At 56.5% G+C, this 17,855-nt stretch carries 16 protein-coding genes; 6 read left to right on the forward strand and 10 right to left on the reverse strand.

The annotated features are described in order from the left end of the window. Window positions 1-3: 3 nt before the first annotated feature. Window positions 4-1,263, reverse strand: a complete 1,260-nt coding sequence (locus I3J13_RS19765; protein ID WP_236001038.1) for a CaiB/BaiF CoA transferase family protein — start codon at window positions 1,261-1,263, stop codon at window positions 4-6. A 288-nt stretch (window positions 1,264-1,551) separates the two neighbouring features. On the opposite strand from I3J13_RS19765, the gene I3J13_RS19770 reads away from it, so the two are divergent. Beyond that, window positions 1,552-2,319, forward strand: coding sequence for an SDR family NAD(P)-dependent oxidoreductase (locus I3J13_RS19770; RefSeq protein ID WP_338081650.1), 768 nt, complete (start codon window positions 1,552-1,554; stop codon window positions 2,317-2,319). 200 nt (window positions 2,320-2,519) lie between these two features. Here the strand turns inward: I3J13_RS19770 and I3J13_RS25675 are convergent, their stop codons facing one another. The 3 genes from I3J13_RS25675 to I3J13_RS19780 form a co-directional block, all read right to left on the reverse strand. Next, window positions 2,520-3,038, reverse strand: coding sequence for a zinc-binding dehydrogenase (locus tag I3J13_RS25675; protein ID WP_206696254.1), 519 nt, complete (start codon window positions 3,036-3,038; stop codon window positions 2,520-2,522). Next, window positions 3,035-3,394 (reverse strand): alcohol dehydrogenase catalytic domain-containing protein, encoded by a 360-nt coding sequence (locus I3J13_RS25680; protein WP_206696255.1) that lies wholly within the window; start codon window positions 3,392-3,394, stop codon window positions 3,035-3,037. The genes I3J13_RS25675 and I3J13_RS25680 overlap by 4 nt, the downstream gene beginning before the upstream one ends. Window positions 3,395-3,584: 190 nt before the next feature. Next, entirely contained in the window at window positions 3,585-4,931 is a 1,347-nt protein-coding gene (locus tag I3J13_RS19780) for an MFS transporter (RefSeq protein ID WP_196379915.1), read from the reverse strand. A 293-nt stretch (window positions 4,932-5,224) separates the two neighbouring features. Here I3J13_RS19780 and I3J13_RS19785 point away from each other — a divergent pair, with 293 nt between their 5' ends. Then, the gene (locus I3J13_RS19785) at window positions 5,225-6,250 is read left to right on the forward strand and encodes a quinone oxidoreductase family protein (RefSeq protein ID WP_196379916.1); all 1,026 of its coding nucleotides are present in this window, start codon (window positions 5,225-5,227) and stop codon (window positions 6,248-6,250) included. A 107-nt stretch (window positions 6,251-6,357) separates the two neighbouring features. Beyond that, a complete protein-coding gene (locus tag I3J13_RS19790) occupies window positions 6,358-7,209 on the forward strand; it encodes an HTD2 family dehydratase (RefSeq protein ID WP_196379917.1) in 852 nt (283 codons plus the stop codon). 307 nt (window positions 7,210-7,516) lie between these two features. Here the strand turns inward: I3J13_RS19790 and I3J13_RS19795 are convergent, their stop codons facing one another. Genes I3J13_RS19795 through I3J13_RS19810 form a run of 4 tightly spaced genes read right to left on the reverse strand, consistent with a single transcriptional unit; the run spans window position 7,517 to window position 12,121 of the window. Beyond that, window positions 7,517-8,647 carry an NAD(P)/FAD-dependent oxidoreductase gene (locus I3J13_RS19795; RefSeq protein ID WP_196379918.1) on the reverse strand — a complete coding sequence of 377 codons (1,131 nt, stop codon included), beginning with the start codon at window positions 8,645-8,647 and terminating at the stop codon, window positions 7,517-7,519. A gap of 44 nt (window positions 8,648-8,691) precedes the next feature. Continuing rightward, window positions 8,692-9,699, reverse strand: coding sequence for a Gfo/Idh/MocA family protein (locus tag I3J13_RS19800; protein ID WP_196379919.1), 1,008 nt, complete (start codon window positions 9,697-9,699; stop codon window positions 8,692-8,694). A 19-nt stretch (window positions 9,700-9,718) separates the two neighbouring features. Next, window positions 9,719-11,227, reverse strand: coding sequence for an amino acid ABC transporter permease/ATP-binding protein (locus I3J13_RS25985; protein WP_196379920.1), 1,509 nt, complete (start codon window positions 11,225-11,227; stop codon window positions 9,719-9,721). Window positions 11,228-11,287: 60 nt separating this feature from the next. Next, window positions 11,288-12,121, reverse strand: a complete 834-nt coding sequence (locus tag I3J13_RS19810; RefSeq protein ID WP_196379921.1) for an ABC transporter substrate-binding protein — start codon at window positions 12,119-12,121, stop codon at window positions 11,288-11,290. A 227-nt stretch (window positions 12,122-12,348) separates the two neighbouring features. On the opposite strand from I3J13_RS19810, the gene I3J13_RS19815 reads away from it, so the two are divergent. After that, window positions 12,349-13,416 carry a LacI family DNA-binding transcriptional regulator gene (locus tag I3J13_RS19815; RefSeq protein ID WP_196379922.1) on the forward strand — a complete coding sequence of 356 codons (1,068 nt, stop codon included), beginning with the start codon at window positions 12,349-12,351 and terminating at the stop codon, window positions 13,414-13,416. A gap of 139 nt (window positions 13,417-13,555) precedes the next feature. Here the strand turns inward: I3J13_RS19815 and I3J13_RS19820 are convergent, their stop codons facing one another. Both I3J13_RS19820 and I3J13_RS19825 read right to left on the reverse strand, forming a co-directional pair. Further along, the gene (locus I3J13_RS19820) at window positions 13,556-14,941 is read right to left on the reverse strand and encodes an MFS transporter (protein ID WP_196379923.1); all 1,386 of its coding nucleotides are present in this window, start codon (window positions 14,939-14,941) and stop codon (window positions 13,556-13,558) included. 180 nt (window positions 14,942-15,121) lie between these two features. Continuing rightward, entirely contained in the window at window positions 15,122-16,069 is a 948-nt protein-coding gene (locus tag I3J13_RS19825) for a dihydrodipicolinate synthase family protein (protein ID WP_196379924.1), read from the reverse strand. A 163-nt stretch (window positions 16,070-16,232) separates the two neighbouring features. Between I3J13_RS19825 and I3J13_RS19830 the strand changes: the two genes are divergently transcribed. Both I3J13_RS19830 and I3J13_RS19835 read left to right on the forward strand, forming a co-directional pair. Continuing rightward, complete coding sequence (locus I3J13_RS19830; protein ID WP_113082333.1) at window positions 16,233-17,258, forward strand: LacI family DNA-binding transcriptional regulator; 1,026 nt, start codon at window positions 16,233-16,235, stop codon at window positions 17,256-17,258. A gap of 399 nt (window positions 17,259-17,657) precedes the next feature. Further along, window positions 17,658-17,834: a hypothetical protein gene (locus I3J13_RS19835; protein WP_196379925.1), complete on the forward strand. Its 177-nt coding sequence runs from the start codon at window positions 17,658-17,660 to the stop codon at window positions 17,832-17,834. Window positions 17,835-17,855 lie beyond the last annotated feature (21 nt).

The raw sequence follows: 17,855 nt of genomic DNA on the forward strand, positions 1-17,855 counted from the left end.
AGATCAAATTACCCCCTCATCCAATAAGGCTTGCACATCGTTGGCATCCAACCCGAGAAGCTTTCCGTAAATTTCAATGTTATCTGCGCCAAGAGCACGGCCCGCGAACTGAAAACCCGACGGTGTCTCAGAAAGTCGAGGCACGGCTGCCGGCAACACCAGTTCACCAACGCGAGGATCATCGACCGTCATAAGGTTGCCACGAGCCTCGTATTGAGGGTCATTGAAGATATCCTCAATCGAATAGATTTTCCCACAAGGCACGCCAAACTTCTCACACGTTATCATGGCGCTTTCCAAGTCGTGCTCGCCAAACCATCGGCTCACGATGGCGTTGACCTCGTCGATGCGGGAATATCTTGCGGCCGATGTCTTAAAATTGGGATCGCTGGCGAGCTCGGGTCGTCCAACCATGACGGCCAGCCGCTCAAACATTTTGTCGCTTGTGCAGGCTACCGCGACCCAATCACCGGTTTTGGTCTGGTAGTGACTGTGTGGCGTCACGTTGACAGTGTCTGGACCAAGGCGGTTTCGAACAAATCCGTATTTGGCATAGGCCGGTGCGATTTCGTCAAGCAGCCGGAAAACGGATTCATACAGACCAATGTCGATAAATTGGCCAACCCCATTTTCATCTCGGGCTTTCAGCGCAATCAGAACGCCGATTGCGCCCCACATTCCAGAGATATAATCGGCCAACGACGTTGAGCCTGGTACGACCGGCGGACCATCCGGCATTCCGGCGAGGAAAGACAATCCGCCAAAAGCGTGAGCTATTCGGGCAAAACCAGGCTCGTTTTTCTTCGGCCCGGTTTGCCCATAGGCGCTAACCCGCAACATCACGAGTTTGGGGTTTATCTTGCGAAGATCCTCGTATCCCAGCCCCCATTTTTCCAGAGTGCCAGGCCGAAAATTTTCAAGCACGACGTCGGATTCGGCTACCAGCGACCGGAACATGTCCGCACCCTTCGGTGTCCTTAGATCCAGTGTCACCGCTTTCTTGTTGCGAGCCTCGCTCAACCAGACAAGACTGTCACCGCATTCGGTGCGCGTGCCGAACTGACGCAGTGCGTCGCCGCCTTTGGGCTGTTCGATCTTGATGACCTCAGCCCCGAAGTCTCCCATGATAGTTCCGCAAAAAGGTGCGGCAACGAATGTCGCGATATCAAGCACCCGGACATTCGCCAATGGCCCCTTGCCGGTCGATGTTTTGCCGGCCGCTGTGTAAGCGTGTTGTCTTTCCATCGTCAAAGGGGTGTCCATGTTCCATCGCTCCCGATCCAGTCGCATGACACCAAAGAGCTAGACGAATGACATTATTTCTTCAAATTCAAATAACAGAGCGTTTGATTGGCTTTTTTGTATAATGATCCGCAATACCTCAGCTGACCGACGAGTCAGGCCTATCGATTAACTGATTATTTATTTCTAACAATCCGCGATATAAATCGAATTGCCGAATGAGTTGAGTTTGACTACCCATGAATGGGAGAGAAGAACTTCGGAAACGGTCTAGGGATCGATCTAAGCATTGTGCGGGAGGAGACACGCGTGAACCAACATGATTTTAGGCTTGACGGGAAGGTCGCGCTCATCACCGGTGCAAGTGGAGGAATTGGCGAACAAATAGCGCTCTCGTTTGCCTCAGCGGGCGCTTCGGTCATACTATCGGCGCGGACACTATCGTCGTTGAACGAGGTTGCCCGCCGTATCGAAATGGAGAGCGGTCAGGTTCCGATCGTTTGGGAATGCGATGTCACCAACGCAGCCGACATGCAGCAGCGGATCGCCGCAACCAATGGCATTGACATTCTTGTCAACAATGCAGGTACAAACATTCCAAAGCCGTTCATCGAGACGTCAGAGTCCGATCTTGACGCTGTTTGCAATCTGAATATCAGAAGCACCTTTCTCGTTACGCAGGCAGCAGTACGAAAGATGCTTCAAGACCCCGATCGCGCCCGAAAGGCAAGCGTCATATTCATCACATCACAGATGGGGCATGTGGGTTCACCGGACCGATCTGCTTATTGCATGAGCAAGCACGCGCTGGAAGGATTGACGAAAGCACTCGCTGTCGAAATCGCCCCGCACGGAATTCGTGTGAACAGCATCGCTCCGACCTTCGTCGACACACCGCTCGTGCGCCGGATCGTCGATACGCAGGAAAAAAAAGATTACCTCTTTTCCAAAATCCCGATGGGTCAGTTGGCAAGCGTTGATGATATCGCAGCTGCCGCACTTTTCCTGGGATCATCCGCAGCTGCGATGATCACTGGTACGAGCCTCAGAGTCGACGGCGGCTGGACAGCCCAATAAGGACTGTGCATAGCGGTGGGCATTTCGAATGCCTGCCGCCTTGCCATCTGTCGTGGTAGGGCCGTCAGGCAACTTTTATGCCAACTTTTCCGAATGCACCGCGTGCGAGATGCTCGTAGGCGTCCCATGCCTGAGAGAAATCATGTACGTGATCGATGATCGGCCGAATTTCGTGCTTGGTCAGGAACGGGTTCATCCGATCAAAGGAGCTTCGTGGCGCGACTGCAATGCCGCGAATTGTGTCTGACGGAAGATGACAGGCATGAGCTGCAGGTCGTCAACTGGCCGGCCAGGAAGCCGATCTTGGCGATTTTTCCGGCGACCTTCGTCGCCAGCACTGACTGATTGAGGCCCTCGCCTCCAGCGACATCGAGAAGTAAGTCAACGCCCTTTCCATCAGTCAGATCGAGAACCTTTTCATGCCAGTTGGGATCAGTTCGGTAATTGACGACAGATTTCGCGCCAATTTCCTTGACCCGCACAAGATTTTCGTCACGGCTCGATGTAGCAATCACGTTAGCGCCCAAGGCGGAAGCGATCTGGAGGGCGAAGATCGAGACACCGCCAGTGCCCTGTACCAGCACGGTCTTTCCTGATTGAAGGTCCCCGAAATCGACCAGCGAGTACCATGCCGTTAAAGCCGCGATTGGCAGCGTCGACGCCTCCTCGTCGGTCATGTTTTCCGGTGCGGAAACTGCGCTGTCTTGGTGAATGATCATATATTCCGAGAGACCGCCGGGAAGCGGCGAGCCAAAGCAGGTAGATGGGCTCGTCTGGGCTGGGAGCACCGTCGAGCCATCGCGAATAAAGGATGAGAATTAACCCGATCACCGACCTTAAAACGGGTAACGCCGTCACCGACCGCAAAAACGTTACCGGCAACGTCGCTCACTGGGATAAGCGGTTTGGGTACGAGATGCGGTTCGTAAAAGCCTTCCACGATTGCCCGATCACGGAAGTTCAGCGAAGCTCCACCGACCTTGATCAAGAGCTCGCCAGGCTTGGCCTCAGGTGTCGGAACCTCGCCCAACTCAAGGTTATCTAACCCGAAATCTCTTAAAAGCCATGCCTTCATCTTCATCTCCAACTCGTATTTTCCATCGAGGCCAGATTGGCTCTGATCATCTCAAACGATTTGGTCAGCACAATAAATGCGCTACAGCTCACAATACTGTTTCAATAATTTAAACCAATCGCTCATACGAACGATCAGCGATTGGTATTTCATCGGCAGTGTCACATATCGGACCTAGTGTTTGCGTTGATCAGGTCACTGCATGGACGGCAGATCTTTGGGGCGTCCGATTTTCGTACTCCGCAGTGCTTCCATCCCGGAATGTTTCGCGCGCCGTCAGAATTGCGACGAATGAAATGGCGGCTGCAACAATGATGTAAATGCCAAGCGGCCACGAGCCTCCGCCCCATGAGACCAGGCCGGTTGCGACAAAAGGTACCGGTCCGCTGGAAATAAGGCCACCGATCTGGATCCCCATAGCAGAGCCGCTATAGCGCAACCTTGTTGCAAACTGCTCAGCTGCAAATCCCGCAAGCGGGCCGAAGCATATGGCATGCACGAAGGAAATCGACAGGATTAGCGCCATGTAGACTGCCTCGGGTCTGCCTTGGTCGACCAGCGAGAGGATCGGGAAAGCGGCTAAACCGAGCACAAGATTGCCGACCAGCAAAACAGGCTTTCTTCCGACCATATCTGCAAGCAATGAGGCTGCAGGGATGGTAACGATCTGAATGAGTGAACCCAAACAAATCGCTTTCAACAGGACGTCACGTGTAAGGCCGAGATTGTCCACGCCGTATTTGATGATGAAGACGTTGACGATATAGTAGAGAACATTGCATCCGCAGATCGCGAAAATGACGCGGAGCAGAGGCCGCCAGCTAGTCTTGAACACCTGTCCTGCAGGAAATTTCTCCTCCATACCCGCGTCTTTTATAACCTTGAACGCAGGTGTTTCGGAAATCTTCACCCGTATCCACAGACCGAGACCAACCAGAAACGCGCTAGCGAGAAATGGTAGGCGCCAACCCCAGCTCATGATCTGCTCCTCGGGCAGTTGCTGCACCAGCCAGAAAGATCCGGTCGCAAGAACAAGGCCCGTCGGTGCTCCCGACTGTGTCCAGGATGAGTAAAATGCTCTCCGGTTTGCAGGTGCATGTTCAGCAGCCATCAACACCGCTCCGCTCCATTCGCCGCCGACGGCGAGGCCTTGCAGAAAACGTGCAATGACGAGCAAGACAGGTGCAATGATTCCTATCTGGCTGTAGGTTGGCAAAAGCCCGATCATCACCGTCGAACCGCCCATGATCAAGAGACTGACGACGAGCATCCGCTTTCGTCCGATACGGTCGCCGAAGTGGCCGAATATCATGCCCCCCAGCGGCCTGCCGATGAAGGCAGTGCCAAATGTCGCAAAGGAAGCAAGCGTGGCGAGCAAAGGATCAAGGTTGGGAAAGAATATCTTATTGAAGATGAAAGCGGCTGCGGTGCCGAACAGGAAGAAATCGTAGTACTCTATTGCTGTCCCGATGAAACTTGCACCGGCGATCTTCACAATGGATGCTTTTGGCTCACTCGTTTTGGCTGTCGGTGCCATGCGTCTCTCCCGAAATTTGTAGGTCTATAATGCCACAACATTACCGATCAGCTGCCGAACTCCTCATGGCCGCCGTGCCGGTTACCGCCGGATAGCGCTTCCGCTTATCCGGTATGAGGATGGTAGGGTCGACGTTTCGCCCAAACAAACGCAATTATTAGAGGTATTCATTCATTAAATAGATTAATGAATGGGCCCCGCATATTGATTGATAAAACAAAACAATATCTTCCATTTATATACTTTTGATGCCGTTCCAAATAGCTTAACGTTTTCAAACGGTCACTGACCGTATGAAGCAGTTTGAAACGTTAGTGGAGGATTTCGTTTTGGTAGACATTTATCAACGAGCAATCGTGCGTCAACAGGGCGGACCGGAAGTCATTGAGTGGGAGGAGTTCCAGGCAGCCCCTCCCTTAGCTGGTGAGGTACTTATTCGACAGGAGGCAGTAGGCGTCGAATTCATCGATACGCAGCTTCGCTCTGGTCAGATGTCCGCACAGACGCCGATGGGGTTGGGCTATAGTGCCGTCGGGACGATCGAAACTGTAGGCGCTGGTATCGACGGATTGAAGATGGGCGACCGCGTTGTGTATTCGTGGTTCAATCCAGGCGCTTACGCGGAGATGCGCACGGTGCCAGCCGAGCGCGTATTTCGTCTTCCCGACCAGACAATTCCAGCAGATATTGCAGCGGGCGCGATCTTTCGCGGCCTCACCGCTTGGTATCTGGCCACAAGATTACGCAAGATTGAAGCTGGTGATTTCGTCCTAGTCCATGCCGTCGCGGGGGGCGTCGGGCAAATTTTGGTACAATGGCTCAAATATCTCGGGGCTGTCATTATCGGCACTGCTGGCTCCGAGGAGAAATTGAAGCTCGGTAAGGTGTTAGGCGTCGATTTCCCGATTCTGCAGGAAAACGACTTCGCGAAAGAGGTTTACGAAATTACCAAAGGAAAGAAGTGCTCTGTAGTTTACGAATCAATCGGCAAGGCGACTTTCGCGGGTTCACTCGACAGCGTTGCAAGATTTGGGCTCCTTGCGTCATTCGGCTGGCCATCGGGAGACGTCGGTTCGGTCTCGCTCCCCGAAATTCGGAACAAGGGATCCATATTTGTAACGCGCCCAACCGTCAGTCAGTACACAGCCGATGCAGCGGATTTCAAAGCAGGTGCGTCGGCTGTCTTCGAAATGATTGCCAAGGGGGCATTGAAGATCAATGTCGGCAATACCTATCCGCTGCTTGAAGCTGCACGAGCACATACTGATCTCGTAGGCCGCCGCACGACCGGCTCTGTAGTCTTGACGATCAACCGGTAAAATCTTCGTCGAAGCGTTGGTCAGCATAGTCTGACCGTGATTTTTTCAAAGATCGTCCTGTACGTAAATGCTGCTTAATTTAAGCAACTTACTTTTTTGGAGTTCACATGCCACGTCAATATGATATCGAGCATTTCAGGACTTGGATTGGGTCCTCGAGAGAAACGACTGATGTGATCACACCGCGTTTGGCGAATTCGCTGGCCGCTATCCTCGATGAGGAACCAGACCTGTCACCGGGTGACGAGGCACCCATCGGAATACATTGGTGCTTGTCACCTGAGATCACCCAAATGTCATCTCTCGGACCCGACGGTCACCCAGCGAGAGGTGGCTTCCTCCCACCGATCCTGCTGCCCAGACGGATGTGGGCCGGCGGTGAACTCCGTTATTCAGGCACTTTTATTGTTGGTGATGAAGTGAAACGCAAGTCACGGGTCACCGACGTGGTGTTCAAAGAAGGACGATCTGGATCTCTGTTTTTTGTCACCGTGACGCACGAATACGCGACATCTCGCGGGGTTGCGCTGAACGAACGACATGACATCGTCTATCGCGCAATAGAAATGCCCAAAGCAACCAGCGCCGCATCCACCGTACACCAATACCCTCCCGCCGACAGACAGCAATTCGTTGCGGGTACGCCGACCCTTTTGTTTCGTTACTCGGCTGTGACATTCAATGGCCATCGAATTCACTATGATCGCGACTATTGCATCAACGAAGAATTCTACGACGGCTTGGTCGTCCATGGTCCACTACAGGCGAACCTGATGCTGCGCATGGCGTATGAGATGGCGAACCGCAATTTGCCCAAATGCTTCACTTTCCGCGCCACGGCACCATTGTTTGATGGTGCTACTTTTGCCGTCAATGCCAGACACGGAGATACCGGGACGGAACTGTGGGTGTCGGACAGCGAGGGGCGGCAGACGATGCAGGCGATGTTTGAACGCTGACAGTCTAATCTTTGAGTATGCGCTCCACGCATTAGCAACACAGATATCTCATTGTCGTCTATTCGCCCTTTCATGAAAAGGAGCGAGCGATAGAGCGGAGCCTGAAGGTGCGTTATTGACATTTGTCTTGCTGTTCAGCGGCATCGCTGACTATTACCCCGTTAAAATAGTCCATTTTGAAGTAAGATCTTGTCGATTGAGAGGGTCAAGGTACGAAGCGTAGCCTTTTCACGAACGAACAGATCATCGGCATTCCAGAGGAGCACGAGGCCGGGGCGCATCATCTTAATATCCGCCTGAAATTGACTTAACTCAAGGAAAAACGCTCCGGTCGGAAGGTCGCGAGCATGGGATGTTCGGTTCCTGTAACAATCTCGAAAGCAAGCAACTCGCCCACGATGAGACCGAGTGTTGCGCCACTGTGGCTGAAGGCGACGTAATAGCCGGGAATGGCCTTGATGGCTCCAATCACCGGCTCGCCGTCGCCCGGGATCGGTTTCCCGCCAACACCGATCGAAGCGACTTCGAGTTGCGGATTGCCTTCCATCACCTTGGCAGCCTCCACCAGAAGCTCGGCAACAATGCTGTCATCGATCTCATAGGTGCCGTCCGCACGCACTGTCACACCCTCATCGGCCGCCCAGTCGGCATCCAGCGAGAAGGAGCCACCCGGCGCGGGGCGAACAGCGACGCGCGGTGTGTTGAGGACAGCGCGCAGGGGATGGGCGAGCGGTTTGGTCTGCACGAGAAGCGCGACCGGTGTCCCGTCGCCGATTGTCTGTCCGCTTTCCGCAGCCATTTTCGGCACGGCCGGGCCTGTCGCGAGCACAACAGCATCGGCCCGATGGAGATGACCTTCTGCGGTTTCCGCACCAACGGCACGACCACCCTCGAGCACGACCCGCGCGGCACCCTGGTCCATTACCAGAACGCCTCCGAGTGTGGAAAACTCTTCCAGAAGCACTCCGATCAACCTCGGCAGATCGACCCAGCCTTCGCCAGGATTGAAGATGGCGCCCTGCGGAGTGATTGCACTTGCATCGAGCCCGGGCGCGACGCCGGCGACTTCTGCTGCGGAAAGCCGCTGCGCATCATAGGCAAGCGAAACCTCGTGGCGATAGGCCGCGTCGATCTCGTTGCGCTCATCATCCGCATCCCAGGTCAGCCCTCCATCGAAGCGAAGCCATTCCGCATCAGGGTTCTGCGCCGCGAGTGTGCGATACCGGTCGATGCCGGCCATACGCAACTGATGATAGGGTTCCGAGCGCATGCGCGCCGAGTTTAGCCAGGAAAGCGAACGGCCGGAGGCACCGTTGGCGGGCGGGCCGTCATTGAGGATAGTGACCTGGATGCCGCGCCGCGCAAGCTGCACGCCGGTAGAAACGCCGAAGATACCGGCACCGATGATGACGGCTGAAGAGATGGTGTTGTCGGTCATGGGGTTGGCTTTCAATCAATTATCATAGGGATGGTGTGAAGCAGTCAGGGCTCTTCCCAGCGGCCGCTGGCGGCGGAGCGGAAAAGGGCGTCGATCGCCTTCATGTTTGCGATCGCGTCGCCAAGCCCCGTCACGAGTGGCTTTCCGGAAAGAACCGCCTCAGCGAATGCATCGGCCTGTTCGCGATACTGATCGACCTGGCCGATCACGATCTCCTCGCGTCCGCCGCCGGCCAGATCACGGCCATCGTCGAAGATGAGGACAGTCGGCTCATCGGCGGGTGCATTGAAAGGAATGGGAATTTCCAGACGTCCGCGCGTTCCAAGCACCGTCACCTTCTGCGTGAGGGACAGTTGCGTGGAACAGGTGAAGGCAAGCTGCTTTCCCTCCGGAAACGCTAGCAGCCCGCTCGTCAGCCGGTCCGTGCCGAAGACGGGATCGCATTCTATGAGAGCGATTGCCCGCAGCGGTTCCGCGTCGAACAGGAAACGCGCCGTGTTGATGGCATAACACCCGACGTCGAACAGACCACCGCCGCCGATATCGGCCTGGTTACGCACATTTCCGGGATCATCGAGATAATAGGAAAAGATCGTCTGGATGGCCCTGACCTCACCAAGGCGCCCCTCCGCGATCAACGCACGTGCTTTCTTCCATTGCGGATGGTGGCGAACCATGAAGGCTTCGGCGACGGGCAGGTCCGCCGCCTTCTGTGCAGTCGCCAGTTCCACCGCCTGCGCGGCATCAAGCGCGATCGGCTTCTCGCAGAGAACGGGTTTGCCCTGCTCCAGCGCCTTGATCGTCATGGGCACATGCAGATGATTGGGCAAAGGGTTGTAGATTGCATCTATTTCCGGATCGGCAAGCAAATCCTCATAGTTGCCATAGGACCTGGCTATGCCGAAGCGGGCCGCCATCTCCTTCGCCTTGGCGGCATCACGCGAGGCAATTGCGACAACGCGCCCCAGACGGCTTGACTGGATGGCGGGAATGACCGCCTTTGCGGCAATTCCTGCGCAACCGAGTACGCCCCATCGTATCGTTCGTGTCATCTTTTTCTCCTCCCGACGCTCAGAGCACTTCCGCAAGGAAGCGCTGAAGGCGCGGGCTCTGCGGGGTATCGAATATCGCCTCCGGCGTGCCGGCTTCCACCACGCGCCCCTCGTCCATGAAGACGACCTGATCGGCGACCCGGCGGGCAAATCCCATTTCATGCGTGACGACGACCATGGTCATGCCACGCGTGCCGAGTTCGGCCATCAGGTTGAGCACGCCCTTGACCAATTCCGGATCGAGCGCACTCGTCACCTCATCGAAGAGGATAACTTCCGGCTCCATGGCAAGCGCACGGGCAATGGCGACGCGCTGCTGCTGCCCGCCGGAAAGACCGCCTGGACGATGATGCTGGCGGCTTGCAAGACCAACATCGGCAAGCCTTGCCTTGGCGATGCGCTCGGCCTCGGCTGCCGGTAGGCCCTTGATCTTCGTCAGCGACAGCATGACGTTTTCCAGTGCCGTGTGATCCGGAAAGAGGTTGAAATGCTGGAAGACCATGCCGACCCTGCGGCGCAGCGTTTCCGGCTTCATGGCGAGAATGCTTTCACCATCGATGAGAATATCGCCACTCTTCGGCTCGACCAGACGGTTGAGCCCACGCAACAGGGTGGATTTGCCGGAACCGGACGGGCCGATGATGCAGGTGACGCTGCCCGGCTTTACTGAAAGGTCGACACCCTTCAGCACATCGAGGTCGCCGTAGGCCATGCCGAGACGGCGCACATCAAGGCTGCCACCCTTGAAGGCGACACCGGAGGCGCGGGCCGCACTGTCGAGTTCACTGACCTCTTCCAGCCCACTGGTGATGACGGAGGGACGCTGCTTGCCCATCCGCAAGCGATTGTCGATCGCATTGACGACATGGGTGAGCGGTACGGTGACGATGAGATAAAACACGCCCGCCAGCAACAATGGTGAAAGATTGCCCGTCACCACCGCCTGGTCCTGTCCTACGCGGAAGATCTCGCGTTCGGAGGCCAGAAGCCCGAGGAAATAGACAAGGCTCGAATCCTTGACGTTGCCGATGAACTGGTTGACGAGGGCCGGCAGCACACGGCGCACGCCCTGCGGCACGACAATGAGGCGCATGCCCTGACCGTAGCTCATGGACAGTGCACGACACGCCTCCATCTGGCCGCGATCGACACTCTGGATGCCGGACCGGAAAATTTCGCCAATATAGGCGCCGGCAATCAGGCTGAGCGCCAGAATGCCGAGTGGATAAGGCGACGGGCCGAAGAGTTCGCGGCCGATGCGGGCAAAGCCCTGACCGATGAGGAGGATTGTGACGATGGCCGGCAGGCCGCGGAAAATATCGGTATAGAAACGTGCGGGAATGCGCAGCCATGGCGAGCGGGAAATGCCCATGATGGCGAGCATCATGCCGATGGCGACGCCAAGCACCGTCGAGGTCGCAGCCAGGATCAGCGTATTCTTCAGGCCGACCGTGATCATGGTCGGCAGCACTTCGGCCATGGCATTCCAGTCGAGGAAGCTGCGGCGCAGGTTTTCAAGCCAGTTCATCAGGATATCCCTTGAAAGAAAGGCCGGCCCGACCGGTGAAGGCCGGACCGGAAGGCGGCATCACTGCTTGGGAAGATATGCCGCCGGCATCGGTGTGCCGGGGAACCATTTTTCATGAAGCTTCTTCCAGGTGCCGTCCTGCATGGCCTCTTTCAGGCCCTTGTCGAGCGCCTCGCGCAATGCATCGTTCCCCTTGCGGATGACGAAGCCGGCAGGCGCATCGAAGCTCGGAATATTGACCGCGACCTTCAGCGCCGGGTAACGGGCGGAATAGTCCTTTGCCGCCTCGAAATCGAGGAAATGGGCGTCGACCGTGCCGTTGTTGAGCGCAGAAACGGCTGAGTTGTTGTCCGGGAACTTGACGAGATCGGTGCCGGCAAAGTTCTTCTCTGCATAGATTTCCTGCAGCGTGCCCTGCACGACGCCGAGACGCTTGCCCTTGAGGCCTGCTGCATCGGTGATGCCAGGCTCCGAAGTCAGCACGCTGAGGAAACCTGCAAGATAACCATCGGAGAAATCAACGGTTTCCTTGCGCTTGGCCGTCGTGCCAATTGCGGCGGCCGCAACATCGAAGCGGCCGTTGGCGACCGACGGCATCAGCGCCGAGAATTCCTGACCGGTGAAGACAACCTGCTCCTTCCTGAAGCCGAGGCGTCCGGCAACGTTGAGGAAAAGCTCGATGTCGAAACCGGTAAAGTTACCGTCGGCAGTGGTAAAGGCATAGGGCTTGGCGTCACCCATCGTTCCGACACTGATGGTGGTGGGATCAATGAGGCCAAGTGGATTGTCGGCAAGCGCCGGGGTCGTTGCGCCTGCGAGGACACCAAGCGTGACCGCGATGGCGGTGGCGCGGATTCTGGCAAAGGGGGAAGTGAAGGCTTCGGTAAATCGCATTGGTTTCGTCTCCTCTGGTGTCGTTGTCTGCGATGTATTCAAGGCGCACAGGTCCCATCCGGAAAGCGACACGACGTCGCCTGCCCGGCCCATGCAGTTCGCATGTCGGAAGTCTTTTTCTGTTATTGAGACCGGTCTCAATAATAAAGAGACCGGTCTCTTTGATTATTGGCAATTGTTATCTTCGCATTTGCCACTCGTCAAGTTCTCTTGTAAGGCTACCGTTTATGGATAAAAGCCTCTCTAAAACCCCTTCCGTCACCGTGGCTGACGTCGCACGCAGGGCCGGCGTCTCGAAGGCAACGGCTGCACGCGTGCTGGGCGGCTACGGAACTGTCAGCGACAGGGTGCGCGAGGCTGTCACAGCTGCCGCAAGTTCCCTTGATTATCGCCCCAATGAGCTTGCCCGCAGCATGACGACGGGCCGCTCCGGCACAATCGGCGTCGTAGTGGGGGATATCGAGAACCCCTTCTTCAGCCTCGCGGTACGCGGCATCACGGATATCGCCCGGCAGGCGGGCTTTACCGTCATTCTCATCAATTCGGGCGAGGACGCGACGGCGGAGAAGGCCGCGATTCGTACATTGCTTGCCAAACGCGTCGATGGCTTGATTGTCTCCCCTGCCAAGGAGAACGATGTCGATCACCTCAGGGAAGCCATCCGGTCCGGCTTGCCACTCGCGTTACTCGACCGGTGCGGCGAGGCGCTGGACGTAGACACTGTCATCGCCGACGACCAGAATGCGGCGGAGAGTATTACCCGCCAGTTGATCACACTTGGCCACCGCCGCATCGCCTATCTTACAGCCTGCGACACCTCAAACCATGTTTTTCGCACTCTGGCCGACATCGATACCGGCTCGGTGCGACGGCGCATCGAAGGTTTTTTCCACGCAGGTCAAGAGGCGGGTTTGCCGGAAATGAGCGATTGGGTGCGCGTTGGTGCGACAACACCAGAGGCTACGCACCGCATCGTAACCGAAATGCTCCAATCGGAGCAGCGTCCGACGGCAATCATCGCGTCGGACAGCGTCATCGGGCTCGAAGTGTTCAAAACGTGCCGGGTGATCGGACTTTCTATTCCGGATGATCTGTCACTTGTTTCGTTTCACGATGCGGACTGGACCAGCGTGACGTCCCCGCCCGTGACTGTCATTCGCCAGCCAGTGTATCAACTCGGCGAAGCGGCGGCGAAACTGCTCATGGAACGACTGAATGGCAACAGGAAAACAGCCCGCAATGTGGTCTTGCAAACGCAGATTGTTGAACGCGCATCCGTTGCAAGGACACAATAGTTGCTATCCTCCTCTAGGCCTTGGCCTTGGCCTTGGCCTTGGCCTTGAAAAGATGTGAACCCACAACGATTCAAGCAGAAACCGTCCCTGGCGAACCAAGGGACGGTCAGAATCCAGCTAATATCGGGCCGTTTTTCTCTTACGGAGACAGTTCTTCGAGAACCTTGCCTTTGGTCTCCACCGCAAACAGCATTGTCACAACGGCACCAGTGACCAGAATGACGGCAAACGTCGCGAACACATACTGGATGCCCATGGAGGACATCAAGAAGCCTACAAGCATCGGGCCGGCGGAGGAGCCGAGACGAAGCCAGGCGCTGCCCGTCCCTGTGCCGATAGCCCGCAAGCGCGTCGGGTAGATTTCCGCCGAATACAGATACAGCGAGAAGGTCACCGTCTGCACGATGGCGTAGGCAAGGCCCGCCAGGATCAGGACCTGCATCGGCGATGTTGCACCAAGCCACGCGAGAATGACGAGAGGTACCGGAGCAAGAAGCAGCGCACCCGTATACCACCGCTTACGGCCCACCCGATCGATCAGCAATGCGCAAATGACGGCGGCCACAACGCCCGCTGCTGACGTCATGAAACCATACAGAATGCTTGTTTCAAGCGGCAGATTGAAAGTCTGGCGATAGAGCGTCGGCAGCCACGTAATCGTCCCGTTCGCCACCATGTAGGCGCAGAACCACATCGCCCAGATCGATAGTGTGCGCTTCAGGTATATCCCCTGGAAGAGTTCCCTCCAATCGGACTTACGCTTGACGGATGTTGTGATGATCCGAGGTTCGGGAAGCTCTTTTCCCGAGGCTCGAGCGCTTTCTTCCATACGTGTCACGATGGCGTTGGCCTCGTCATACCGCCCGGTCGCCGCCAGCCAGCGGGGAGATTCTTTCAGGAACCAGCGCAACGGGATCATCAGGATGGCAGGTACCAGACCGACGACAAACATTGCTTTCCAGCCATAAACCGGAACCATGAAGTAGCCGATCAGACCAGCGCCGACGAGCCCGAGCAGGAACATGACTTCGTAGAGCAGGAAAAAGCGACCGCGACCTTTCGACCCGATCAACTCGTTGATGTAGGCGCTGGCGACGGGCACTTCGCCGCCGGTGCCTATCCCCTGCACGAAGCGGAACGCCATCATCATGCCCGCGCCCGCGGCAAAGAGGCAGGCAACATCCATGCTGACGAACAGGAGAATGGTGAACAACAGGACTTTGAGTCGACCGATCTTTTCCGCGAGCCAGCCAAACAGGATGGCGCCGATGAGTTGCCCCAGATATCCCATCGACAGGATCATTCCTGTCTGAGATGGAGTGAGCCCCCACTCGCGGACCAGAACAGGCATCGCGTAGGCTATGGCGATCACCGTATAACCGTCGAAGAACGTCGCCGCTCCAACGATGTTACGCGCCCAAAAAACTTCTCTTGTGATAGGAAGGCGCTCCAGTCGGGCGCTGATGTCGGCCTGCGGATCGGCAACAGCCGTCGCGTCAGCCATCTGTGGCTGCATGATATTCATGATTTCCTCCTCGACCCGTCGCCTTTCTCGCTCCCGGCTACGGATACGCTCCCTGCGTTGTTGCTACGATGTTTCGGCGTTCCTGTCAGAGATAAACTTGTTCCGGTGCGGACCTGCTGCTTTGCTCAGGCCCGCCCCTTTGGCTTGCCGCCCCGAGCGCATGCAGGGGGCGGCAAAAGATCATTCAGCGGCCAGCAGCTGCTCGACGCGGCCGATGCCGGCTGCCTCGAAGGCAGCAAAGATTTCCTGCTCCGCCTTTTCGCCGAGGTTCTTCAAAGGCTCGCGGATCGTCGCATGATCGAGAACCCCACGGTGTACGAGGCCGAGTTTCAGGGCGACAGTGCCTTCCATATGTGAACCACGGTGGTAGACCGCACGGGTCACCGGCAGCAATTGTTCGAAGATCTTGCGCGCTTGCGGATAGTCCTGTGCCTTGCCCGCCTTGATCAGATCGATCAGAAGCTCGGGCGCGATATTGCCATAGCCGACGAGTAGACCGTCGACATCGAACATCGTTGGCAGAAGCCATTCGTCGTGGCAGCTGAGGACCTGCAGGTTCGGATTGGCCTTCTTCAGCTCGGGGATTTCGACATACCAGCGCTTCATATTGCGCACGCCGTTTTTCGTCGCCACGACACCGGGCTGGGTGGCGATTGCCAGCTGCGTATCCAGGTCATAGGACGCCTTGGTCACATCCGGATACTGGAACAGGATTTCCTGCAGGCCTGATTCTTCCCAGATCGCCTTGTAACGGTCCTGTGGTGCACCCTTCTGGAAACCGAAGCGAAGCCAGCCGTGGTTAGGATAAACGAGCGCGCCGGTGGCACCGGCAGCCTTGCACTTCTTGGCTTCTACTGCAGCCACCCGCGTACCTTCCCCGGTAATACCGGCGATGATGGGCAGCGAACCGCCAACAGCGTCCACGTAAACGCGGATGAGTTCCAGGCGCTCGTCTTCAGTCAGGAACGTGCCTTCGCCGGCATGGCCGAGAATGACGAGGCTCTTTACGCCATCCATCGAGGCAAGCCACTTGGCGATTTTTGCATTGGCTGCGTAGTCGACCTCACCATCACGCGTGAAAGCGGTGACGGGTGCCGGGCTGAGGCCGCGAAGATCCATGGGTTGCATCTGATTTCTCCTCCTTATCAGCTGCTGTCCTTAATTGACCAGCAGACGGGATCGTTAATGGGAACGTTCCCGTTATCGATCTAAATTGTTCTGGAGTCAACCGCTTTTTCGTGCAATGTACTCGGCGTGCGCCCGGCAACAGACGTGGAATGGAAAAAAGACAATGGAATCAAAAGAGCGTCCTCGACAACCGCGTGTGACTGTTCACAGTGTTGCCGCTGCGGCGGGAGTGTCGAAATCGACTGTCTCGCGCATCCTCGATGAGCGACTGCCGCGGTCCGACAGCGAAACTGCCGAGCGTGTGCGCAAGATTGCCGCGGAACTCGGTTATGTGAAGGATGTTTCAGCTGCCAGCCTACGGCGCGGTAGCACGATGACGATCGGCGTCATCGTTCCGCGGTTAACGGATACCGTCATGGCGATGCTGTATGAGGCAATCGTCAAAGCCTGCGCCCGGACCGGACGGTTTGCTATCGTTGCGACGACCGAGGATAAACCACAGGCGGACCGCTTGGCAGCGGAGTCGCTTCTCAATCGAGGTGTGGATGGATTAATATTATCCACCGCGCGCGATGACGATAGTTTCCCCGATGAACTAAGAGAACGGGGTGTCCCCTTTGTACTGGCGCTGAGAACGGATCGTCACAGCCTCTCTGCCGTGGGCGATGATCGGCTCGGTGGTTATCTTGCGACGCGTCATTTACTGGATTTGGGCCATGAGCGGATAGGCTTGATTGCGGGTCCAGACTATGCATCCAGCGCGACCGGACGCGTCGACGGATACAGGCAGGCCCTTGAAGAGGCATCAATTGCAATCGATCCCGGCCTGATCATCCCGTCGACATTCAGTATCCAGTCGGGAGCAGAAGCGGTCGCGAAGCTCATGGCACTTGGCAATCCACCGACTGCAATTTTTGCCGTCAACGACAATACGGCGATCGGCGCTCTCTCGGCATTGAACAAGATGGGGCTCTCTGTGCCGGATGACGTCTCCCTGGTCGGCTACAACGATATCCCGATCGTCAGCCATCTCTCGACACCACTCACAACACTGCGCGTTCCCTTTGATCAGATCGCGGCCAACGCACTCGACTTGCTCACGCATACAACTGTTGTCCGCGAAAACCAAATTCTCGTGTCAGCCCCAACTTTGATCCCGCGCAAATCGACAGCAAGGCTCCACGTTTAGTTCGGGCAGACACGTTTTGCCTGCAAGGGCGAAAGGTTTGGCGACCGCTGAAGCCGGTCAGGGGAGCTGAGCAATGCTCGAGACGGAAAAACCGCTTGACTTGCTTTGATTTCGACCGGTGCAGAGGCGATATGACGCCACCGCCGGCGCGATGTCTTCTGTGCGGCAGGCATCAGGATGGTATCGATAGCTGACGTCTTCTTCGCCTTGAAGGGATGTGAACCTGAGACCCTGCTATTCCGATTTTCACTTGGTGCCAGATTATATAGTAGTTGCAGGATCTTGATCCCCTCTCAGGGTGGGATCAGCGCCTATATTCGGTCGTGCCTGCTATGCGTCGTGATTTGACACATGGCCGCCCATTGTTTGTGAATACTTTTTATCAGAATAAGATAGGGCATGAACGACAAAGAAGCGCTTCCAGACATTGATATCGCTGCAGGTACCTGCAACGACGAGGCTGAGGAGATCAGGCAGCTGAAGAAGGAACTGGCTCGCGTCTCACCCCAGAGACGGCCCTCCTTTTTTGATAGGGGTGCAATCGCTAAGAGCGCTTCCTATATTGGCTGCCATTGAAGTTGATCGGGGGCGAACAGG

This window comes from Agrobacterium leguminum, from assembly GCF_015704895.1.
Taxonomy (GTDB): Bacteria; Pseudomonadota; Alphaproteobacteria; order Rhizobiales; family Rhizobiaceae; genus Agrobacterium; species Agrobacterium leguminum.